Annotated in this window: 18 protein-coding genes; 14 read left to right on the top strand and 4 right to left on the bottom strand. The window is 43.4% G+C overall.

Going from position 1 to position 20,401, the window contains the following annotated elements:
• Positions 1-117: 117 nt before the first annotated feature.
• From BW947_RS08865 to BW947_RS08825, 9 genes are all read left to right on the top strand, one after another.
• A complete protein-coding gene (locus tag BW947_RS08865) occupies positions 118-573 on the top strand; it encodes a GNAT family N-acetyltransferase (protein WP_076498624.1) in 456 nt (151 codons plus the stop codon).
• Positions 574-647: 74 nt separating this feature from the next.
• A complete protein-coding gene (locus BW947_RS08860) occupies positions 648-974 on the top strand; it encodes a putative quinol monooxygenase (RefSeq protein WP_076498622.1) in 327 nt (108 codons plus the stop codon).
• 29 nt (positions 975-1,003) lie between these two features.
• Complete coding sequence (locus BW947_RS08855; RefSeq protein WP_076498619.1) at positions 1,004-1,891, top strand: radical SAM protein; 888 nt, start codon at positions 1,004-1,006, stop codon at positions 1,889-1,891.
• A gap of 456 nt (positions 1,892-2,347) precedes the next feature.
• Complete coding sequence (locus BW947_RS08850; RefSeq protein WP_076498617.1) at positions 2,348-3,805, top strand: catalase; 1,458 nt, start codon at positions 2,348-2,350, stop codon at positions 3,803-3,805.
• Positions 3,806-4,323: 518 nt separating this feature from the next.
• A complete protein-coding gene (locus BW947_RS08845) occupies positions 4,324-5,319 on the top strand; it encodes a permease (RefSeq protein WP_076498614.1) in 996 nt (331 codons plus the stop codon).
• A 9-nt stretch (positions 5,320-5,328) separates the two neighbouring features.
• A complete protein-coding gene (locus BW947_RS08840; RefSeq protein ID WP_076498612.1) occupies positions 5,329-5,565 on the top strand; it encodes a thioredoxin family protein in 237 nt (78 codons plus the stop codon).
• Between the two features lie 286 nt (positions 5,566-5,851).
• Positions 5,852-6,610, top strand: coding sequence for a DUF2927 domain-containing protein (locus tag BW947_RS08835; RefSeq protein ID WP_258866536.1), 759 nt, complete (start codon positions 5,852-5,854; stop codon positions 6,608-6,610).
• 117 nt (positions 6,611-6,727) lie between these two features.
• Positions 6,728-8,170, top strand: a complete 1,443-nt coding sequence (locus BW947_RS08830) for an MBL fold metallo-hydrolase RNA specificity domain-containing protein (RefSeq protein ID WP_076498607.1) — start codon at positions 6,728-6,730, stop codon at positions 8,168-8,170.
• 269 nt (positions 8,171-8,439) lie between these two features.
• Positions 8,440-9,816 carry an alanine/glycine:cation symporter family protein gene (locus tag BW947_RS08825; protein ID WP_076498604.1) on the top strand — a complete coding sequence of 459 codons (1,377 nt, stop codon included), beginning with the start codon at positions 8,440-8,442 and terminating at the stop codon, positions 9,814-9,816.
• Positions 9,817-10,277: 461 nt separating this feature from the next.
• Here the strand turns inward: BW947_RS08825 and BW947_RS08815 are convergent, their stop codons facing one another.
• Positions 10,278-11,633, bottom strand: coding sequence for a flavohemoglobin expression-modulating QEGLA motif protein (locus BW947_RS08815; protein WP_076498598.1), 1,356 nt, complete (start codon positions 11,631-11,633; stop codon positions 10,278-10,280).
• A 278-nt stretch (positions 11,634-11,911) separates the two neighbouring features.
• Between BW947_RS08815 and BW947_RS08810 the strand changes: the two genes are divergently transcribed.
• The gene (locus BW947_RS08810) at positions 11,912-12,880 is read left to right on the top strand and encodes a PDC sensor domain-containing protein (protein WP_076499050.1); all 969 of its coding nucleotides are present in this window, start codon (positions 11,912-11,914) and stop codon (positions 12,878-12,880) included.
• Between the two features lie 148 nt (positions 12,881-13,028).
• Here BW947_RS08810 and BW947_RS18590 read toward each other — a convergent pair whose 3' ends face one another.
• On the bottom strand, positions 13,029-13,205 hold the full coding sequence (locus BW947_RS18590) for a PA3496 family putative envelope integrity protein (protein ID WP_115406406.1): 177 nt from the start codon (positions 13,203-13,205) through the stop codon (positions 13,029-13,031).
• A gap of 322 nt (positions 13,206-13,527) precedes the next feature.
• Here BW947_RS18590 and BW947_RS08805 point away from each other — a divergent pair, with 322 nt between their 5' ends.
• The 4 genes from BW947_RS08805 to rimK all read left to right on the top strand — a co-directional run bounded on the left by BW947_RS08805 (position 13,528) and on the right by rimK (position 18,921).
• Positions 13,528-15,681, top strand: coding sequence for a CHASE domain-containing sensor histidine kinase (locus tag BW947_RS08805; RefSeq protein WP_076498596.1), 2,154 nt, complete (start codon positions 13,528-13,530; stop codon positions 15,679-15,681).
• Entirely contained in the window at positions 15,678-16,112 is a 435-nt protein-coding gene (locus BW947_RS08800; RefSeq protein WP_076498593.1) for a response regulator, read from the top strand. Before BW947_RS08805 ends, BW947_RS08800 begins: the two co-directional genes overlap by 4 nt.
• Positions 16,113-16,121: 9 nt before the next feature.
• Positions 16,122-17,855: a putative bifunctional diguanylate cyclase/phosphodiesterase gene (locus BW947_RS08795; RefSeq protein ID WP_076498591.1), complete on the top strand. Its 1,734-nt coding sequence runs from the start codon at positions 16,122-16,124 to the stop codon at positions 17,853-17,855.
• A 160-nt stretch (positions 17,856-18,015) separates the two neighbouring features.
• Positions 18,016-18,921, top strand: coding sequence for a 30S ribosomal protein S6--L-glutamate ligase (gene rimK / locus BW947_RS08790; protein ID WP_076498588.1), 906 nt, complete (start codon positions 18,016-18,018; stop codon positions 18,919-18,921).
• A gap of 84 nt (positions 18,922-19,005) precedes the next feature.
• Here rimK and BW947_RS08785 read toward each other — a convergent pair whose 3' ends face one another.
• Together BW947_RS08785 and BW947_RS08780 are read right to left on the bottom strand one after the other, a co-directional pair.
• Complete coding sequence (locus BW947_RS08785; protein WP_076498585.1) at positions 19,006-19,698, bottom strand: TorF family putative porin; 693 nt, start codon at positions 19,696-19,698, stop codon at positions 19,006-19,008.
• 289 nt (positions 19,699-19,987) lie between these two features.
• The gene (locus BW947_RS08780) at positions 19,988-20,260 is read right to left on the bottom strand and encodes an HU family DNA-binding protein (RefSeq protein ID WP_076498582.1); all 273 of its coding nucleotides are present in this window, start codon (positions 20,258-20,260) and stop codon (positions 19,988-19,990) included.
• Positions 20,261-20,401: the final 141 nt, after the last annotated feature.

Here is a 20,401-nt window from a genome sequence, read left to right as displayed (position 1 = left end):
TTTAATCCATTCAACAAGTTTTGCGCCTCAGTCCTAGTGGATTAAGGCGCTTTTTCATGGTCTTTATGCTGTGGTAGACTCAAGGTCATTTTTCAATGATGTGCGGAGGGTAAACGCTTGCAGTGGCAAAATCTTACATTTAATCAATTAAATGCTAATACGCTATACGACATATTAAAACTAAGAGTTGATGTGTTTGTGGTGGAGCAGGCCTGCGCGTACCCTGAGCTTGATGATAAGGATAGGCACCCACAAACCCAGCATTTAATTGGCTTGTCGCCAGCGGGTGAACTCCTTAGTTACGCGCGCATTTTACCGCCGGGGCTGAGTTATCCTGAGGCGAGTATTGGCCGCGTGGTAGTATCGCCATCAGCGCGAGGTAAAGGGCTGGCTATGCCTTTAATGCAACACTCCATCGAATCGGCACTGGCGACTTGGCCCGATGCGGGTATTCAAATTGGTGCCCAAGATTACCTTAAAGCTTTCTATCAAAAGCTGGGGTTTAAAGCCTGCTCGCAAATGTATTTAGAAGATGGTATCCCCCATTTAGATATGCGCTATCAAGGTATTTAAGTCAGCTATCAATATGAGCTATCAACATAAGCTATGCGCTAAGCATTCAACGTTAAACCCAATAAGGAACCGAGATGTCGACTTCAACGGATTATAAAATCAATCAACAGCAAATTGTCTGCGTGGCGAGTTTTTTGGCTAAAGAGGGTAAAACCGAAGCGCTGATAGCGGCGCTCGCGAGCCTTATACCTGACACGCGCCGCGAAGCGGGTTGTATTCGTTACGAGCTCAATGTGAGCCGTGATGAACCACGCCGCATGACGTTTGTAGAAAAGTTTGTCGATATTGCTGCTTTTGATGAGCACTGCGCTAAAGACGCGATTCAGCACTATTTTCACCAAATTATGCCCGAGTTGGTTGAATCCTTCCATGTGGAAACCTATCACCAAATCATTGTTTAACCATGCGATAAAAATATAAGGAACTTGCAGTGTTGATTAACTATATTGAGCCAGTATTTAGACCTCCATCTGAATGGAAGTCATTGATACTGCAAGTGACTAATGGTTGCAGTTGGAACCAATGCAGCTTTTGTGACATGTATACCCAACCGCAAAAAGCCTTTCGAGCGCAAAAGTTTGACAAGGTTGAACAGGATATTCTGGCCGTGGCACGTTCTGGCGCCCCCGTTTCGCGGATATTTTTGGCCGACGGCGATGCCATGAGCTTGCCCTTTGCTCGCCTCGAAGCTATTTGTGAGTTGATCAACACTCACTTGCCGCAGGTTACGCGTATTAGCAGTTATTGTTTGCCGCGTAATCTGAATAATAAAACCCCAGAACAACTTGCACGTCTACGCGAGCGTGGGCTGTCTTTACTCTATATTGGCTGTGAAAGTGGCGATGATCTAGTGCTAGATAAAATCCAAAAAGGTGAAACTTTTGAGTCATCACTCGCGGCATTACTTAAGTTACGTGCGGCGGGGATGAAGTCATCGGTAATGATCCTCAATGGCTTAGGCGGCATTGAGTTATCCCATCAACATGCGATTAATTCAGCTAAGCTAATGAATGCTGCTCAGCCGGATTATCTTTCTACCTTAGTGGTCACTTTACCACTAGGCACAGAGCGAATGGACGCAGTATTTGGCGGTAAATTTCAGTTGCCAGATCAACAGGGCTTGTTCCAAGAAATGCATACTCTGCTCAGTCATTTAGAATTAGAACAGACGATTTTTAGATCAGACCATGCCTCCAATTATTTAGTGCTCAAAGGCGTGCTCGGTAAGGACAAGGCGAAATTACTGGCTCAGGTCGAACTTGCCATTAATACACCACTCAGCATTCCCTTAAGACAAGAATGGCAGCGTGGGCTTTAAGGGGCGGCAGTTTAACCCTAGCACTGTCAGCTAAATCAAACGTTAATCTAGGTAAAGGGGCTGTGAATTATGGACGACCTTCACATAACTCATTAAAAAAGATATGAATTGTCTACAGGTGGTGCATATTGATCGCCGCTATCTTGCGAAATAACCATCGCAGGATAACTAACTCAGTAAATAAGTGTGTAGCGAAATAGGGCTATGAACGTTATTGTTTATATTAATGGTTATTTATATCTCGCATAAATACCCCTTCAAAGTTGACGTTTGATATCTATTACAGCGAATCAAAGCAGAGAGTCCGTTTTATCAAAAACTGAGGCTTGTCATTGTAGCTAGTGTTATTTTTCAATTAAAACAGTGAGTTCAACTGGTTTGCGGTGAGCACTTAGGACGGATTAACACCGCTCCAAAAAAACTTAGCCAAGATGTACCACCCCACAGGAGAAAATCATGACTGACAAGAAAAAATTAACCACTAATGCTGGTTGTCCTGTTGCGCATAACCAGAACGTTATGACGGCCGGGCCACGCGGTCCGCAGCTATTGCAGGATGTTTGGTTTCTGGAAAAACTGGCGCATTTTGACCGAGAAGTAATCCCTGAAAGACGTATGCACGCCAAAGGTTCTGGCGCTTATGGCACTTTTACCGTCACCAAGGATATTACCCAATACACACGCGCCAAGTTATTTAGCCAAGTCGGTAAAAAGACCGCACTATTTAGCCGTATGTCTACCGTTGCTGGCGAGCGCGGCGCCGCCGATGCTGAGCGTGATATTCGTGGTTTTGCCCTGAAATTTTATACAGAAGAAGGCAACTGGGATTTAGTGGGTAATAACACGCCAGTTTTCTTTTTACGTGATCCGCTAAAATTTCCCGATCTTAATCATGCTGTAAAACGCGATCCACGCACCAATATGCGTAGTGCAAAAAATAACTGGGATTTTTGGACATCGTTACCAGAGGCACTGCATCAAGTAACAGTGGTGATGAGTGACCGCGGTATCCCTAGCAGCTATCGCCATATGCACGGTTTTGGCTCGCATACTTTTAGCTTTATCAATGACAATAATGAGCGCTTTTGGGTGAAATTCCACTGGCGTACTCAGCAAGGCATTAAGAATATGACCGATGCTGAAGCCACAAAAGCAGCGGGCGAATGTCGCGAAACTCATCAACGCGATTTGTATGAAGCGATTGAGCGCGGTGAGTTTCCGAAATGGACCTTGTATGTGCAAGTCATGCCAGAGAAAGATGCGGCTACCGTACCATACAACCCATTTGATTTAACTAAAGTGTGGCCGCACGGCGATTACCCTTTAATTGAGGTCGGTGAAATCGAGTTTAACCGTAACCCAGATAACTATTTTGCTGAAGTTGAACAAGCCGCATTTAACCCCGCTAACATTGTACCAGGCATCGGTTTTTCGCCCGATAAAATGCTGCAAGGGCGTTTGTTCTCTTATGGCGATGCCCAGCGTTATCGTTTGGGTGTAAACCATCATTTAGTACCTGTTAATGCGGCTCGTTGCCCTGTTAGTAGCTATCACCGTGATGGTGCTATGCGTGTCGATGGCAACCACGGCAGTACACTGGGTTATGAACCTAATAGTTATGGGGAATGGCAAGAACAACCGGATTTTAGCGAGCCACCGCTAGACCTATCGGGTGCTGCTGCTCACTGGGATCACCGTGAGGATGCGGATTATTACTCGCAGCCTGGTGCGTTGTTCCGCTTAATGTCGCCAGAACAGCAGCAAGTATTGTTTGAAAATACGGCTCGCGCTATTGGTGATGCACCAAGAGAAATTCAAATCCGTCATATTGGCAACTGTTTTAAAGCAGACCCCGCCTACGGTACGGGTATCGCTAAAGCGCTAGGTATTCCGCTAAGTGACATACCGAAGTAAATACGCTGAAACGGCTAACCGTGCTGCATATCGCAGACGGTTAGCCGTACTATAAATGAGCTGTTTATCCTGTGATAATGCGCTCATCATTTCTCACTCTGCTGGGAGGTTATTCTCTTAATTGTTACCAAAATCCCCCGCCAATAGCGCCACGTAGCTGTTATTTCTAATCAAATTCTTTATCTATGATTTAGCGTTTTTACAGTTTCAAAAGCTTAATCTATCTCTTCCATACAGCCTAAAATTATCCATTTATGCTGGTTGTCGTGATCATGATCCATTCCTCTTATTTTGCGCTTTCGGTCGCAGTCGTTATGGTTTTATTGGGCTAAATTTATACAGTAGCCTTGGTCATTGTGGTGAGTACGATAGGGTGTTTAGTGACTTAGTCACCAGTAAGTCACGGGCGTACTTTGGCGAGGTTAATCTTAAGGGGGCAATTTTAAGCGGTCAATTCTAAGCAATAGTGAAGTAAGCTAATATTTTATTAAGGAACAATAATTTTATTAAGGATCAATATGTTCCAAATGTTTACTGAATTTGCAACTTGGCTAGTGTATGGCGTGTTCGCTCTAAAGGCTGATTCAGCCTTGGGCGCAGCGGTGCATTTTTTTGTTGAAGATGTCAGTAAAATTTTCGTATTACTGGTGGTGATGATTTATCTCATTGCACTACTACGTGCTTCCCTAGATGTTGAGTGTGTTCGGGATTATTTAGCCAGTAAAAATAGGGGCTTAGGTTATTTTCTGGGGTCGATTTTTGGCGCGATTACCCCTTTTTGTTCTTGCTCGAGCATCCCAGTTTTTTTAGGTTTTACCTCGGCGGGTATTCCACTAGGTATCACGATGGCATTTTTGATCACATCGCCGTTGATCAATGAAGTCGCCGTATTACTGCTTATGAGTTTGTTAGGCTGGAAGTTTACCTTGCTATATGTTGTCGTTGGTATGACAGTGGGCATAGTCAGCGGGTTGTTGTTAGATGCGATGAAGGCTGAACGTTGGTTACAATCTTTCGCTGCAGAGGCCCTAGCCCGTGGACGGCAGATGGCGCTATCGAACGATGCCTCTATTCCAGACCGTGTTTTATCCTTTTCCGAGCGTCATGCCTTTGCTAAAACGGAGGCAGTTGAGATTTTTAGTCGCGTATGGAAGTGGGTCGTTATCGGCGTAGGTCTTGGCGCTGCCTTGCATGGTTTTGTACCCGAGGGATGGGTCGAAACCCATTTAGGCCAAGGTCAGTGGTGGTCTGTACCTGTGGCAGTGCTAATCGGTATTCCTTTGTATTCTAATGCAACGGGCATTATTCCTGTGATGGAGAGCTTGTTAGCAAATGGCTTACCCATTGGTACCACGCTGGCATTTTGTATGAGTACCGTCGCTGCCAGTTTCCCAGAATTTATTTTACTTAAACAAGTGATGCAGTGGCGCCTTTTGGCGGTGCTGTTGGTTGTACTATTAATGGCATTTACGTTAGTAGGTTGGATTTTTAATTTTGCAGCACCGTATTTATAAGGAAGTAACATGAAAAAAATCAAAGTATTAGGTAGTGGCTGCGCTAAGTGTAGCCAAACTGCCGAGATGATTGCTGACATATCAGAAGAAATGGGCATAGACGCGATAGTAAAAAAAGACACCGATCCTCAAAGTTTATTGAAATTTAACGTAATGAAAACCCCTGCGGTAATCATTGATGATGAGCTTATCCACAGTGGCTCAGTACCAACCCGTGACGAAGTTGAAGGATGGTTAAGGGATTAAGTTGCAAACTGATTTGCTAAGACGCATTACTGGCCCGTTTGCTATACAGTGATAGTGTTAGTAATAATAGGGGCTAACTATATACGCCATTGTCGGTCTCCATTTTTGACAATGGCGCTATTACCGCATAAGTCAAAATTAACTGCCATAAAATAAAAGAATATAATCTAACATCAATTTATTGGGGCCTAACTATGATGAATATTCGAGGGCAACTGTGCGGACGTCGTTAAATTTAGGCCTATATCTAAGCTTGTGCTTAAGCCTATATTGCTCAACATTCTCTGTGTTTGCTGCACAAACAACTCCAGTTTTGAGTCATGCTGCTAAGCCCGCGGCTTGGCAAAGCTCAATCTATATCAGCCAAGCATTCAATGAAGTGGCGCTTAAAAATGAGTATGACAAAGCTAGGCATCGGATACGTAAATGGCGCATACCTGTGCGAGTGTTTATCGAACATCAAGTGGGTGATAGGGCACTGCACACACAATTGGTGCAGATGCAGCTAACGCATTTAGCTGAGATTACGGGCCATGATATGCAACTGGTGGATACGCTCGCTGATGCGAACCTCCATTTAGTATTTACCCGCCAATCCTTGTGGGCAAGCGAGGTGACGCGTTTGATGGGCGTCAAGTCAGCGCAAAATGTTCATGGTTCTGTTTGTATGGGCAAGTTCGCCCTCAACTCAAAGAGTGAAATTGAACGTGCATGGGTCATTATTCCTGTGGATCAGGCGCAAATGCACGGTAAGTTAGTGGCTTGCGTGGTTGAAGAAATAACCCAAGTGCTCGGATTGCCTAATGATTCCGAAAAAGTGTTTCCCTCTATCTTTAATGATAAAACCCCGCAAGATTTACTCACTGGGCTTGATTTTATTCTACTAAAACTACTCTATAACCCAAGTATTCTCGCGGGAATGACTGCCGCTGAGGTTAAGTCCCCAGTGCAATTTTTACTTAAGCAATGGCAAAGCGATGGCACGATTGAACATGCCGATAAAATAGTGCGCCAAGGTCAGTTATACCCTTTGCTAGGTTATTGATGCTTAAGCATTACGGCTAAAGTTGACATTGTTTGTACGCGGCCAATTAATCCTTTTTGTTTTAGGAATAAGGGCATAGTCTATCTTTATACGAGGCAAACAAGTCGGAGTGACACTATGCGGATGACATTGCAGTTTTTAGGGGCGACAGAGGAAGTAACGGGCTCGTGCCATTTACTTTCGGTCGACCATGAGCACTTATTGCTTGATTGTGGTTTGATTCAAGGCGGTAAAGCGGACGAACTGCGTAACCATGACCCCTTCGCTTTTAATCCTGAGTCTATATCTGCCGTGGTGCTGAGCCACGCCCATATCGATCATTCTGGGCGTTTACCTCTTTTAGTTAAATCGGGTTTTGATGGTCCCATCTACACCCATAAAGCTACCGCTGAACTGTGCGCCATCATGCTCAAAGATGCGGCCATGCTACAGACCCGTGATACTGAAAGGGTCAATAAAAAGCGTGCTAAGCATGATCTTGACCCTTTAGCGCCTTTGTTCACCGTTGAAGATGCCGAACAAGCCATAAAACAATTTGTACCATTGGAATATGGCGAAGTGACTCGGGTTATCCCGCATGTTGATATTTGTCTCTCAGATGCGGGGCATATTTTAGGTTCTGCTTTAGTTGAGCTGTGGTTAGGCGAGGGTAAGTCACAGAAGAAAGTAGTTTTCAGTGGCGATCTTGGCCGCGCAGGTATGCCGATTTTACGTAATCCGACCTTAGTCGATACGGCGGATTTAGTCTTAATGGAAAGCACCTATGGCAACCGTTTTCATCGCAGTTGGACTGAGACCCTAGCTGAGCTAAAAGCGATTTTTGCTAAGACAGTTAACGAAAGCCAAGGCAATATTTTGTTACCGGCTTTTTCCGTTGGACGAGCGCAGGAGCTATTATATCTTTTTCATTTATATGCAAAAGAATGGGATCTTGGCCGTTGGAAAATTTGCTTAGATAGCCCTATGGCCATTGAGGCAACTCGGGTTTATGTTAATAATTATCCACTAATGGATGAAGATTTTAAACGCTTTACTCGTCAGCATCCTGGACAGCACCCTTTGCTGTCGAATGTCGAGTTTATCCAGACGACCGAAGAGTCGATGGCATTAAATGACGTACATAAAGGATTAATTATTATCGCAGGTAGCGGTATGTGTAACGGTGGGCGTATTCGTAGCCACTTAGAGCACAATCTATGGCGACCAGAATGCGATGTAATTATCTGTGGTTATCAAGCCATTGGAACACCGGGGCGGACTTTAGTCGACGGTGCGAAGGAGCTAACCATCCACGGCAACAGTATTAAAGTAGCCGCTAAGTTGCATACAGTAGGTGGATTATCTGCCCATGCGGATCAAGCGGAATTATTACGCTGGTATCGACATTTTGAAGGCCAACCACCACTAATTTTAATCCACGGAGAGCCTGAAGCACAGCGCGGATTAGTCGAGGTCATTAATCAAGAACCTAAGACAAAACCGCAAGCGACTGCGATTGCCACTCATGGCGATAAATTGGATTTAACTGCGCTACCAAAGTTAGCGTGGAAACCCGCCTAAGTTTATCCGCCTTATCGACTATGCCTTATCGGAGACGGTAGGGCATTTTTATTTATGTTGTAAATCAATGTATCACCACGTAATCACAACACCGCTTTAAAATTCTTAGGACATAAATCATCTCAATATTTATAATTTTAATTGTTAATAATTCGTTGTAATTTGAGCCTGGGCTGTTAGATTATATTTTAATAAATGGTATTAGACTGCGTATCTAATGCGGTATAGCCAGATAAATAATAACAATAACAAGTCATCACGAGGTTTGAATGGAAGCAATTACGGAATTTGTTAGCCTAGTTAATGGCTTTGTCTGGGGTACACCTATGTTGGTGATGATCTTAGGCGTGGGTTTATTCCTTTCCCTTGGGCTGAGATTAATGCCTATTCTGAAATTAGGCACAGGTTTTAAGTTACTCTGGTCTGGCCGCATTCCCGATAAAGATAAAACCGTAAAAGGGGATGTGAGCCCGTTTAATGCGTTGATGACATCGCTTTCTGCCACTATTGGCACGGGTAATATTGCCGGAGTAGCCACTGCAATATTTGTCGGCGGTCCTGGCGCTTTATTTTGGATGTGGTGCACTGCGTTGGTGGGCATGGCGACTAAGTATTCGGAGGCTGTACTGGCGGTTAAGTATCGTGAAGTCGACGCTCACGGTAACCATGTCGGTGGCCCTATGTATTACATTAAAAATGGTCTCGGGAAAAAATGGGCGTGGTTGGGTACCTTGTTTGCGATTTTTGGATCACTTGCCGGATTTGGTATTGGTAATACTGTACAGGCCAATTCAGTTGCAGCGGCATTAAGCAGTAATTTTGGCGTACCGGCTTGGGTATCTGGTGCGTTGATGATGCTACTAGTGGGCGCAGTGTTGATGGGGGGTATTAAGCGTATTGCCGAGGTCGCCGGTAAGTTAGTGCCATTTATGACGATTTTTTACATTACTGCCGGCTTAGGTGTGTTGATAGTGCATATTCAAGATGTGCCTGCTGCATTTTCCTTAATTATTCACAGTGCTTTTAATCCCGTTGCTGCCCAAGGTGGTTTTGCGGGTGCAGCAGTATGGGCGGCGATTCGTTTTGGTGTGGCTCGAGGGGTGTTTTCTAATGAAGCTGGTTTGGGTAGTGCGCCGATAGCCCATGCAGCCGCACAAACCAATAACCCGGTAGCGCAGGGGCTAGTGGCTATGCTCGGTACGTTTATCGATACCATTGTCGTTTGTTCTATTACTGGGCTTGCGATTGTGGTTTCAGGCTCTTGGACTTCAGGAGAAAACGGCGCGGCGTTAACCTCATACGCCTTCGCCCATGCTTTGCCTATGGGCAATTATATTGTTGCTATTGCTTTGTCTATTTTTGCCTTTACCACCATTATTGGTTGGAGTTTTTACAGCGAGAAATGCGTGCAATATCTCTTTGGTATCAAAGCGGTAAAGCCCTTTAGGTTACTGTGGACCATAGCTGTACCCTTAGGCGCCGTTAGTTCACTAGATTTTGTGTGGTTACTGGCTGATACCTTAAACGCTATGATGGCTATCCCTAACTTAATCGCCTTGGCACTGTTAAGCCCTGTAGTCTTTGGTTTAACGCGGGAATACTTCATTAAAAAACGCGCTGATGAAGCCGCTAAATCAAGTTTGTAGATTCTTTATTCTAAGGATTGGTGGCGAATAAAATGGAGTTTTATAAAAGTCTGAGTGTTATTGCTTTTGCTCACGACTGACAGCGTGTAAGGCGTGACATTGCGGTGCTGTAGCTTTAATAATGCAGTTGCCAGTACTGTTGAGGTTTATTCTCAGGCGGAAATATCTAGGCACAAGTTTATGGGCTTAGGTGAAGTATCCGCTACATTTTGCAGTACTCAAATTTATCCTGCTGAACAGGTTAGTTTGAACGATCTTAAAAAGGATTTAAAAGTACAAGTTCAAAAATTGGGTGGAAATGCCCTTATTTTCTACGCATGCGGCAAAGCGAATTATCCTGCCAGTGGAGTTATATTTTGAATGCAATGGTGAAGGGTTTTCTATCGAAGATTAGCGATTATCTTTATAAAAAAGCTCACATAATTGTGAGCTTTTTTATTTATATCAATAATATTTCTGTATTAATCCGAGTTGTTGTCGAACTCAGTGTCATCGTGTAATTCAAAGGCTGGAGCGACATTAGGTAGGTCTTTAAATAAGCGTGTGAAGTGACGTTGCACGCCTTTCAAATCGATTCCGGATAATCCTGAGGCGAAACCAAACCAAGCATAAAGGCCGCTAAAGTTATCAAACATAGGCGGTAGATATTTAGGTGTCGTTAAAATCCCTTCTTGGCAGGCTTGGTATAGCACTGGAATATCTTCGATAGCTAATTTACCTAGGAATAACATAGGGATGAGCTCAGGAAGACCTGAGGTGATAGCGCTGCGGATAAAGTTAATGTTTTCCACATAGCCACGTACATAGGAAATATCTTTAGTGAAAAAGCTGCCACCTTCTACCATACCACCGCGAAAGACCCTTTGCGTAACACGGTAACTATCCGTTGCGCTTAAGTTTAATTCTCTGAAATAATTAAAAACTTCAATAAAGTCCGCGCCATTTTCTGCCATATCGACAGCCGCAACTCGGTCACTAATTCGGCGAGCTCGACCAGGATTTGAGCTGAGCGTCAGCATCTCAAGCAAAACAGCGAGACCTTCTTGAGTCGCTGCAACGCGGGGAGAGCCCACGCTTAACCAAGTGGCATGGGGCTGGGCTCGGCCATTGAGCGTTGTACCAACATGTACCCAGCCTTCATGAACCTCATATACATTCAGATCCGACTCGCTGAACATGGCTCTGCTATTGAGCTTAACCGTATCGCCACCGACGGCGGCATCAGAAACAATACCGTCACTGAGGCGCACGCACATATCATCGCTATGGAAGTATTTCTCTAAGCGTTGGCTGAGCACGTTAACGGCTTCTGGTGCACTGATGATTTTAGGGTGGTGTTTATTCATATGTCTCGCCGCTGGCAGCGAGAAAATATAACTGAGCTTATCACCTAGCTGGCGCAGTGTGTGGCGATCGCCGTGTAATCTGTGGCTCGCACTGCCATACAATTCTTGGCTAAGCTTACCAAACATTGGCGTACCTCTATTACCTAACATATCCACTACAAGACTATATTGGTCGACGTTTGCGACTAATATTTTACCGAGCTTATCGCGTTTACCCATGCGTCTATGGATATCTTGTTTTAAAGATAGCAGTTCTGCTTGCGTTGTTACTGGGTCAAAAGGTAAGACAATTTTTTGATAGAAGTCTTGCGTGATAGCCGGTAATACCGTGCCTTTATTAGAGAGAAAACGTTCCTCCATTTCCCTTGGCCATTTAATGGCATCTAAGATTTTTATGGGGGTTTGGATACGAATTAATTCATCAGAAAAACGGCGTAAATCTTGTTGATATTGGGCTAACGACTCAGACATTCCCGTATATCCTGCAGGTAGTTTCAGCTAAGAGATATTTTGGCCATCATAGCGTTAAAGCTTATTTATTCATATTGATTCACTGGCATGATTAGGAAATATCTCGATTAGTGGGGTGAAATTTTATCGCTTTTGCGAATCATTTTGGTGCAGCGATTACTATGTTAGTGCTATCAATTGTTAATTATAAGAATTAACATTTTGTTTTATATGCTTTTGTTTATATGGCATTAAAACTGCTTTGTTTTTATTCTGGAATCGGTTTACTAGAGTTAATAATGGCAGCGATGAGTTATTTGAGCGTGATCGAGCGGTATCACGAATATGAAGCCACTGTGCATGAACTGATGGAATCGATTCTAACGGGGATGGCCGATGCCGAGTTATTTCAACAACCTCAGGTGAATATTAAAACGATGAAAGGGGTAGCAAAGAGCTATCCCTTTGTTGAGCTGATGTATTTACTTAATAGTAAAGGGTTGCAAATAAGCCAGAATATCGCCGTGGTAGATCGCCAAATTGAGTTAATTCCGTTAGGTGGTAATCGCGATCGTAGCCAAAGGCCTTATTTTATCAATCGTGATGAGTCCGATGGCGTAAACATCACGCGGCCTTATTTATCTAATGCCAGCGGTAACTTATGCCTTTCTGCCTCCTTGGCGGTTTATCAACAGGAACAAAAACTGGGCTTTTTAGTGATAGATGTGGACTTGACCCGTTTGATTGAATTTATGATGGGAGATAGTGCCAGAAGGCGTGTGACTCCGGCGTTTAAAGTAGTTTATGGTGTGATAGTAGTAGGGCTGTTTGTGCTGGTGACAGTATTGATTTGGACCGCATTACGGGATATCTACGGCTTATTTACGGTTGATATTATTGGCCAAGATCCGCTGCAACCTTTTGGGATCATTATTTTTATGACGCTTGCTCTCGCGATTTTTGATCTCGGGAAAACGATTCTTGAAGAAGAAGTCCTAATGCATAAAGATATTTTTCGCCACAGCTCAACAAGGCGAACCATTACGCGGTTTGTTTCTACCATCCTCATTGCCATTTCGATTGAGGCCTTATTGACTATGTTTAAGGCGTCACTGGGTGAAAAACAATATATAGAGCCTGCAATCTGGATGATGTTAGCGGTAGTCGGTTTGTTAGTGGGGTTAGGGGCATATGTATATTTGGGCGCAAAGGCTGAATGGCTGTTGATTAAAACTCAAGCCTATAAAAGGAGTAAAAAAACACAGTAACGTTAAAAGTGTAGTGTTTTATCGGACTAGATATACAGATTTAGTCGATTCAATCACCCATAATTTTGCATTTCAGAAACGATAAATTAAGTGAGTGGGCATGGTAGTGGATGTCCACTCAATCGAGACACGAGTCAAAAATGCAAGGCTAGAAAAAATCGTCATCTCCTAATGCGCGTTTTAACTCTGCCCGTTCGAGGTAGTCCTCTAAACGTCTTTTGACCTCACGTCTATGTTGCATTGTTTCAGCAGCTTTACTGTTTTTGGGGTTGGTCATTGCCTCAAGTTCAGTATCGTTGGGCACGACTTCAGTAATATGAGCCATAACGAATTCCTCTAGTTGTTCCTAACGACTTTCTAACTAAAAAGAGTGTGGCAGAAAAGCAAAAAATTTTACGATTATGGGTAAAACTTTTTGTCCGTGGGCTGAACGAGTCAATTCACTGCGTTTTAGGGCAAGTCCGAGAGAATTACCGAGTATTTGGTTAATTTAGTTATTGCTTACTTTGTGATTGAGGGCACATTAGTGACGTAGCTGTATTTAGGCTAATCTGGCTTAAATCGTAGGATAAACTTGAATTTAGCAACGATCTCTACAACACTGAGCATAGTGTGACTGCCAATATATTGCTAAGGAATAGGCTTTAATGGACAAGGATGCGTTTTCTAAATCTCCTGATGAATCTAACAACATTTACTTTAGCGTATTAAGTTCTAGCTGGCTGATGATAGTGGCAGCGATCTTTTTTATGGGAATTTCTTGGTACGTGCTTGAAGAATATCTTAGGGATAGAGGAGAAGAGCGATTTGAGAATAATGTTCAAGAGCTAACTGAAGCGGTAAGTCGCCGAATGTTAGACTATGAGCAAGTATTACGCGGTGGGGTCGGCCTGTTGTTATCATCAAGTGATGTGACTCGTACAGAATGGCAAACCTATGTTGTTAATGCCAGGCTATCTGATTATTACCCAGGGTTTCAGGGGTTTGGTTATGCTTTATTGCTTAAGCCTGACACATTAAAAAACCAGGTTAAGCGCATTCAGACCGAAGACTATAAAAATTACCAGGTGTATCCAGAAGGGCTGCGTGATCAATATTGCACGATTTTATACCTAGAGCCTTTTGATTGGCTTAATCAAATGGCGCTAGGCTATGACATGTGCTCTGAGGCGAATAGGCGTAAAGCGATAGATAACGCAATTGCGACAGGGCTACCAATGGTCTCGGGTAAAGTTACCTTGGTTCAAGATGGGTTAGATAATACCCAAGCGGGATTTTTAATGTATTTAGCCCTTTATCAAGGTTTAGCGACCACAGAGATTGAGCGTAAACAATCTGCTACCGGACTCGTTTATGCAGCATTTAGGATGGATGATTTTATGCAAGGGATTATGGGCGACCGTTTCTCTGGCCTTAAACTTGCCATTTATGAAAACGCACAGGCCAGTGCTGACAGTTTAATGTTTGCTAGCAGTAAGGCATTACCCCGACAGCAGGATGTGTTTTATCACTCACATAATGAAACCATGGGTGGGCAAGTTTGGCGTTTAGATATCTCATCACAATCGCGTTTTATCTCACAATCAGAAGAATCCCAAGGCCTCTGGTTACAGTTCATCGGTTGTACTTTTATTTTAGCGTTGTTTTACTCAGTGCTTGTTATGGCACGCAATCGGTATAAAGAGTCCCAACTGACCTCTGAGTTAATTGCTAACGAAAAACGCTTTAGATTAGTGATTGAAGCCTCCCCCAGCGCGCTGCTAATGATCGATAAAGCGGGGTGTATTACGTTAGTCAATACTCACGCCGAACGTTTATTTGGTTATGCTAGAGACGAGTTGCTCGGGCGCTCAATCAATATGTTGTTGCCCGAAGCGCTAAGAAATATCCATCAGCAGCACATGAGCCAGTACCTAGCGCAACCGATAGCTAAAAATATGTCGATGCGTGATGACTTATTTGGCTGCTGTAAGGATGGTAGCCGGCTTGCTATTGAAGTGGGGCTAACGCCAATCCATTTTAGTCAGGGCATTTCTATTCTTGCGACGATTAATAATGTGTCTGAACGTAAACGTATTGAAATTCAGCGAGCTGAACATACGCAAGAACTGGAGCGTATTAACCAAGAGCTAGATAGATTTGCTTATATAGCCTCCCACGATTTGAAATCACCACTGAGGGGGATAGAGCAGCTCACCTCGTGGCTGTCTGAAGATTTAGCCGATAATACTAATGAGGATATCCATAAGTATCTGAGGCTTATTCAAAGCCGTATTCATCGAATGGTATTGTTACTCGACGGGCTGTTGATGTTTTCACGCATTGGGCGTGTCGACAATGAAACGGTTGAAGTCAATAGTCGGCAGCTAATTGAAGATATGTTTGCTTTGGTTGCACCGCCAAAAGGATTCGAATTAGCGCTAAAAGGTGAGTTCCCACAGTTTCATACCGTGAGAGTATTATTAGAGTTGGTGTTACGAAATTTAATCAGTAATGCGATTAAGCATCATGACCAAGAAACCGGTGTAATAACGGTCTCATGCGAATCGATTGACGAATATTATTGGTTTAGTGTGAATGATGATGGCCCTGGTATATCAAGCTCATATCACGAAAAAATATTTCAAATGTTTCAAACGCTTAAACCAAGGGATGAGGTTGAAGGTAGTGGTCTTGGCCTATCTCTCGTTAAAAAAACGGTTGAAAGCATAGGCGGTAAAATCCAACTTCAATCAGACGGTCGGGGTTGTTGTTTTCGCTTCAGTTGGCCAAAGCAGATTAGCCGTAAGGAGGCTTTATGAGTGCAGTCAATCAATATCAGCAGGTTACTATTTTACTGGTTGACGATGATGATGTGGATTATATGGCCGTGCAGCGAGCGATGCAGCAACTACGATTACTTAACCCTATCGTACGGGCTCGAGACGGAATTGAAGCATTATCTATCCTTACGAGTGTTGATGGGATTAAAGGTCCTTATCTTATTCTACTGGATTTAAATATGCCCAGAATGAATGGTTTTGAGTTTCTTGAGCAAATACGTGCCGATCCAGCGCTCACTTCTGCAGTGGTTTTTATGCTGACGACGTCAAGTACCGATGAGGATAGGATGCAGGCTTATAGTCATCACGTAGCGGGCTATATGGTTAAAACTAAGATGAAAGACGGCTTTAACCACATTTTTAATATGCTCGAGGGTTATTGGCGCATCGTTGAGCTTCCATCTGCATAGGGTGAGTATATGGATTTACTACTAATCGATGATGACGAAGTTGATAGAACGGCGATCATAAGAGCACTTAGACAATCAAAGTTGACATTTAATGTAGTCGAAGCTAATTGTGCCTTTGATGGTTTGAACTTAGCGTTAGAGCGTCATTTTGACGGCATTTTATTAGATTATTTATTGCCCGACGCCAATGGATTAGAAGTATTGATTAAGCTCAATGCGATGACCCAAGATCAGACGGTCGTGGTTATGTTAAGTCGTTATGAAGATGAGAAATTAGCGCAACGCTGTATTGAGCTGGGCGCACAGGACTTTTTACTTAAAGATGAAGTGAACTCACGGATATTAACCCGCGCTATCCGCTACGCGAAACAACGATCTTCGATGGCGTTAGCATTACGCAACAGCCACCAAAAGTTGAAAGAGCTCGCAGAGCACGACTCCCTCACTAAGCTTGTAAATCGCTACGGTTTTGAACTATGCCTAAATCGTGCCATTGCTAGAGTGAAACGCAGCAATGATTTTTTAGCCGTCATTCTATTAGACCTCGATGACTTTAAAGCAATTAATGACACATTAGGTCATCAAGTTGGAGATACGCTATTAGTCCAAGTGGCATCACGATTAAACGATTTGCTACGTGATGGTGATGTTCTTGCCCGTTTAGGTGGCGATGAATTTGTCGTGCTAGTGACTGATGATGAACATCAATATTTTCCTATGATAGTGGCAAATCGCTTATTAAAAGCCTTCGAAGAAATCTTTTGTCTTGGCGATAATGATGTATTTATAGGCGCTAGTATTGGTGTGGCTTTTTATAATGAGGCGGCTTCAAACAGTGAAGAACTGATGAAAAGTGCTGATATTGCTATGTATCGTGCAAAGAAAATGGGACGAAATCAAATCCAGTTTTACTCAGAGGCGTTAGATAAAGAAGTACGATATCGTAATCATATTGAGTCAAGTTTACGTATGGCCTTAAAGCGCAATGAGTTTAAGGTGTTCTATCAAGTACAAGTCAATGCAAAAACACACCAACTTGTGGGTATGGAAGCCCTTATCCGTTGGCAGCATCCTACAGATGGCATTATCGGCCCAGATCAATTTTTACCCATAGCCGTTGAGATAGGTTTAATGGCTGAAATTGGGGATTGGGTACTTGAACAAGCTTGCGCTCAGGCGCAGCGTTGGCTAACGCAATTACTGCCGACAGGACTCACATTTACCATCGCTGTTAATCTCTCTGCGTCTCAAATTGATAATGGACGTCTATTTGATAAAATTGTGCACGCGTTGCAGCTTACAGGATTACCTCCTAGCGCATTAGAGCTCGAAATTACTGAAAATTGCCTTATTGAAGATCCCCACGAACACGCAAAAGAGCTCGATAAAATTGCTCAATTAGGAGTACGTTTTGCCTTAGATGATTTTGGTACTGGCTTTTCATCTTTAGAGCACATCAAACTATTTCCGATTAGCGTACTGAAAATCGATAAAAGTTTTATCGCAAGCTATGACAAAGATGAAAAAGATACCCGTTTGCTCACGGCATTATTTAATTTCGCCCATGGTTTTAATGTGATATCGGTTGCCGAAGGGGTAGAGACAATGCAACAAGCTGAGTTTTGCACTTCTCGCCATTGCACTGTATTACAGGGGTATTTATTTTCGCCACCGCTCGATGCAATGACATTTGAGGCGAAATATATTTTACCTTTGTTAACCCCTACACAAGTGCGAATGTAAGGTACCTCGCAGTATTGTAATAGCATACTGATTTCATCTGGTTAGCAGTATTTTCTTGCTTTACACTCAGATATAGACAAATATCTGCCCCTTTTCTGTTGTGGCGTATTTGATACTACAGAACGATTTATCCACACACACTTACGTTGGTCACTCAGCCATGAAAATAGGCATTTTATCTCAATTTCCGCAGTTATATTCAACACAACGATTAGTGGAAGCATGTCAAAAACGCGGACATGAGGCGGTCGTGATCAATACACTGAACTGCTATATGAATATCAACTCCATTAAACCGAGTATTCATTATGAAGGTACTGAACTCGTTGGGTTTGATGCCATTATTCCGCGTATTCATGCCAGCGTGACTTTTTATGGTTGTGCTGTGGTACGTCAGTTCGAAATGATGGGCGTGTATGCGGCTAACGATTCAATCTCTATTGCACGTTCTCGGGATAAGCTGCGGGCGTTGCAATTACTTTCCCGTAAAGGGATTGGTATGCCAGTGACAGGTTTTGCAAATAAGCCCAACGATATCCCTGATCTCATCAATATGGTGGGTGGCGCTCCATTAGTGATTAAGCTACTCGAAGGTACTCAAGGTATTGGCGTGGTATTAGCTGAGACCAAAACGGCTGCAGAGAGTGTGATAGAAGCATTTTTAGGGCTTAAAGCGAATATCTTAGTGCAGGAATACATTAAAGAATCCAATGGCAGTGATATTCGTTGTTTTGTTGTTGGTGATAAAGTCATAGCCTCTATGAAGCGCCAAGGACCAGAGGGCGACTTTCGCTCCAATCTGCATTTAGGTGGCTGTGGCGAGGTGGTTAAAATCACCGCCACAGAGCGTAAGATGGCGATTGCGGCAGTGAAAGCCATGGGCTTGGTTGTTGCGGGGGTGGATATTTTACGCTCTAACCGCGGCCCCTTAGTCTTAGAGGTTAATTCGGCGCCCGGTATCGAAGGTATTGAGCAAACTACAGGGATTTCGGTCACTGAGCCAATTGTTGAATATATTGAGAAAATGGTCTCAGCCCGTAAAACGAACAGGCCAATCATCGCCTAATCGATGATAGTTATAAAATAACGCCACCGCTTAAGGTGGCGTTTTTATTTATGCAGGGAGCTTATCCCGAGTTCAGGCTTAAGCCTAAAGATCAAAACTGTAGGAATAGCCGAGTACCAGTTTGGCATCATCATCGCTAAGATCGGTATCTGACACCATAAACGACACTGTGCCCATGCTGGTGTCTGCGCTGAGTGTGACGTTATAGTCGGCATAATTATCTTCGCCAAACCAAGATTGAACAACATCACCGCTTGAGTAACCATAGTGCACCGATAAGCTTAGCTTCTCGGTAAGAGGCACAGAGACAGTTGCGGCAAGATAGCTGAGATCTTTATTATCTAAAGGCTCTGCTGCGACATCGTCACCGGCATTGATGACATGGGAGTAACCGAGTTCAAGCCACTTCCACGTTACTGCAGCATGGAGTTCACCAAAATCAATGCTGCCAGGAGCGTCTGGATAGGCGTAGTAGAGGTAGCCAAAATCGTAGCTAATATCGTCAGTAATACTACCGCCATAACCGGCGTAGAGATCCAGCTCGTAGCTAGTATCGTCGCCAAAGTCCACATTCGATACCCAAGTACCCGCATAAAATCCAGCATCATGGCTATAGTCAATACCACCTTGGATTGCTACCGCGTCCTTGGTTTGGGTTGCACCGCGCCATAGGTAATTAGAGGTACCACCAATGTTGCCTGATACGGCTGCAAAGGCATTGCCAGCCAGTATCATTGTCGTCGATAAAGCCAAAACGCTATACAGTGATTTCTTCATGCTCATCCCCTCGATTGACTTATTTATCGATTCACCAGTGGCACACCTAAGTAAACAGTGGTCATTAGTGCATCTTGGTTATTTCTAATAAGGGATTTGCGAATCACATGCCATTATTACAATTACATATAAAACAATGTATTAGATAATTATAAGTGGGGAAAATATATTTGCTTGTCAGTTTATGAGGCAGAGGTGCACTTTTGTTGTGCGAAAAATGCTCAAGACTTCATTGGAATAAGGCAAAAAAAACGCCTCACTATGGAGGCGTTGTTTTGATATGACTAACTTAGTTTAGGCTGTCGCGTAGGGTCTTACCCGCTTTAAACTTAGGTACAGTCGCTTCTGCAATTTGAATTTCTTTACCCGTTTGTGGGTTACGGCCAGTGCGAGCGGCACGAGTCGCTGTTTCAAAAGAACCGAAACCTACGATGGAGATTTTGTCACCATTTTTCATTGATTCGGTAATTGCTGCTTCAAAAGACTTCAATGCACGTGCGGCTTCAACTTTCGTTAGATCGGCATTTTCTGCAATTTTGGCAATAAGTTCAGTTTTGTTCATTTTTATTGTCTCTTCTTTCCGTAGATTTATTTGAAATTAGCGTGCCTAACATGCCATAAGGTTTAGCGCTTGGAAAGTCTTTTGCGCTCTGCTTACTGCAGGATATTCAGTAAAGTGCAGAATATTTACTCAGTTCGTGAC

It is taken from the genome of Shewanella morhuae (genome assembly GCF_900156405.1).
Classification (GTDB): domain Bacteria; phylum Pseudomonadota; class Gammaproteobacteria; order Enterobacterales; family Shewanellaceae; genus Shewanella; species Shewanella morhuae.
This window is presented reverse-complemented; position numbering and strand designations above follow the sequence as displayed.

Bases quoted from the DNA above. Each gene is read 5' to 3' on its own strand.
- BW947_RS08860 (WP_076498622.1), top strand. From the start codon at position 648: ATGTCGACTTCAACGGATTATAAAATCAATCAACAGCAAATTGTCTGC.
- BW947_RS18590 (WP_115406406.1), bottom strand. From the start codon at position 13,205: ATGGCTCATATTACTGAAGTCGTGCCCAACGATACTGAACTTGAGGCA.
- BW947_RS08785 (WP_076498585.1), bottom strand. From the start codon at position 19,698: ATGAAGAAATCACTGTATAGCGTTTTGGCTTTATCGACGACAATGATA.
- rimK (WP_076498588.1), top strand. From the start codon at position 18,016: ATGAAAATAGGCATTTTATCTCAATTTCCGCAGTTATATTCAACACAA.
- BW947_RS08845 (WP_076498614.1), top strand. From the start codon at position 4,324: ATGTTCCAAATGTTTACTGAATTTGCAACTTGGCTAGTGTATGGCGTG.
- BW947_RS08795 (WP_076498591.1), top strand. From the start codon at position 16,122: ATGGATTTACTACTAATCGATGATGACGAAGTTGATAGAACGGCGATC.
- BW947_RS08850 (WP_076498617.1), top strand. From the start codon at position 2,348: ATGACTGACAAGAAAAAATTAACCACTAATGCTGGTTGTCCTGTTGCG.
- BW947_RS08805 (WP_076498596.1), top strand. From the start codon at position 13,528: ATGGACAAGGATGCGTTTTCTAAATCTCCTGATGAATCTAACAACATT.
- BW947_RS08780 (WP_076498582.1), bottom strand. From the start codon at position 20,260: ATGAACAAAACTGAACTTATTGCCAAAATTGCAGAAAATGCCGATCTA.
- BW947_RS08815 (WP_076498598.1), bottom strand. From the start codon at position 11,633: ATGTCTGAGTCGTTAGCCCAATATCAACAAGATTTACGCCGTTTTTCT.
- BW947_RS08810 (WP_076499050.1), top strand. From the start codon at position 11,912: ATGGCAGCGATGAGTTATTTGAGCGTGATCGAGCGGTATCACGAATAT.
- BW947_RS08830 (WP_076498607.1), top strand. From the start codon at position 6,728: ATGCGGATGACATTGCAGTTTTTAGGGGCGACAGAGGAAGTAACGGGC.
- BW947_RS08825 (WP_076498604.1), top strand. From the start codon at position 8,440: ATGGAAGCAATTACGGAATTTGTTAGCCTAGTTAATGGCTTTGTCTGG.
- BW947_RS08840 (WP_076498612.1), top strand. From the start codon at position 5,329: ATGAAAAAAATCAAAGTATTAGGTAGTGGCTGCGCTAAGTGTAGCCAA.
- BW947_RS08800 (WP_076498593.1), top strand. From the start codon at position 15,678: ATGAGTGCAGTCAATCAATATCAGCAGGTTACTATTTTACTGGTTGAC.